Here is a 1,557-nt window from a genome sequence, read left to right on the forward strand (position 1 = left end):
CGCACCAGCTCCAGATCCAGGCTGGAGAACACCACGGCATTCACCTGTCCCAAAAAGTCCGCCTGGCGGCGCAGCACCTGCCCGTCCACCTTCAGGGATCGCCTGCCGCTGCTGCGCAGCTCCATCACCAGCTCATGGGCCACACCCAGCCGTTCCACCGTGGCGGCAATCTGGGCTTGTCGCTCCTCTTGGTATACCAGCTCCCGATCCCGGCTGGCCCGCCGCGAGCGCAAGGTGGCCAACAGCTCCACCGCTTCCAGCAGGTTGGTCTTGCCCTGGGCGTTCTCCCCCACCAGGATGGTTTTGGGCGCGTCAAAGGTGATCTCTTGATCCCGGTAGTTGCGAAAGTGGCGCAGGTGCAGAGAACGCAGGTACACTAAGGGCAGATGTAAAGACGCGATCAATATCTAACCAAGAACAGCCCCCGCTTTGGGGGCTTTCACTTTGACCCAACTGCAGCAGGGGCAAGAGAAGGTAGAGGGGTTAACCCCGAAGACTCAGCCAGCAGGGATCCCTTCTATCCCCAGTTCCGGGTAGGCCAGATCAGCGCCTACTCAGGGCAGCCACCCCTCCGAGGCGCTCAGCCGCCAACAGATGGAGGGCTGCGCGGGCAGAGTAGCGGGCAGCTTTGCTGCGACTGTAGTCGGCGAAGGTGTAGCTGCCGGGATCCGTACTCACGTTGCCCAACAGGTTCTGCACTTGATTCTGCAGGCTAGAGACGCTGCCAGAGTTGACGTTGGCGAAGGTCATCTCTGCTTGTAGCCGACTGAGGTACTCCTGAGCCCGGAAAGCGGCCTCGAAGAAGGAACGGCCAGGGCGACCCATAAAACCCAGCTCCGCTGCCCCGCTGAGCTTGCGCCGGGGATCCCAGCACCAGGGGGGTGAGGAGCACCAAAATCGGCAGAGAACAGCCGAGGGCACGGGTGAAGGAGGAACGAATCCTTTGCCAAGCCACTCGGCCTTACCTCAGGGGGGATCCGACTACCCTGGGCGAGGTCATTTCAACCAACTGCGAAATGGCAATTACCTAGCTTCCCTCTCCCCAGAGGAGAAGGGCTGGGGAAACGTCTCATACTTCATCTAGATCTAGAATGGCCCAAGCTGATCGGTCCGGTTTGGCCAGGCTCTCAACCTTGAGCCCATTGCTTGCAAACGTTTTGATGCCATGACTTCTCCCGCCGAGCATACTTGGAATGCCCTGGAGGTGGATCCCACCCTCCTCACCCCCATGATGCAGCACTACGTAGAGCTGAAGCGGCAATACCCGCACGCCATTCTGCTCTACCGCCTGGGGGATTTCTACGAGATGTTTTTCCAGGATGCGCAAGTGGTGTCGCGGGAGCTGGAGCTGGTGCTCACCGGGCGAGAGGCCGGAGCCATCGGCAGGGTACCCATGTGCGGGATCCCTTACCACGCCTTTGACCGCTATGCCGCCCAGTTGGTGGCCAAAGGCTATGCCCTGGCCGTCTGCGACCAGATGGAGCCAGCAGAGCAAGCCAAGGGCTTGGTGCGGCGGGAAGTGACGCGGGTGATCACCCCTGGCACCGTCCTCGAAGA

2 protein-coding genes and 1 pseudogene are annotated in these 1,557 nt (G+C 61.1%); 1 reads left to right on the forward strand and 2 read right to left on the reverse strand.

Annotated elements, in window-relative coordinates:
- Window positions 1-377, reverse strand: a 377-nt coding sequence (locus tag NW820_RS04550; protein WP_414406811.1) for an AAA family ATPase, incomplete at its 3' end; no start/stop codon positions are given.
- 166 nt (window positions 378-543) lie between these two features.
- Window positions 544-825: a hypothetical protein gene (locus tag NW820_RS04555; RefSeq protein WP_414406806.1), complete on the reverse strand. Its 282-nt coding sequence runs from the start codon at window positions 823-825 to the stop codon at window positions 544-546.
- Between the two features lie 340 nt (window positions 826-1,165).
- Here NW820_RS04555 and NW820_RS04560 point away from each other — a divergent pair.
- Window positions 1,166-1,557: pseudogene (locus NW820_RS04560) on the forward strand (DNA mismatch repair protein MutS); the annotation flags it as partial.

This window comes from Synechococcus sp. R55.7 (assembly GCF_047461955.1).
Lineage (GTDB): Bacteria > Cyanobacteriota > Cyanobacteriia > Thermostichales > Thermostichaceae > Thermostichus.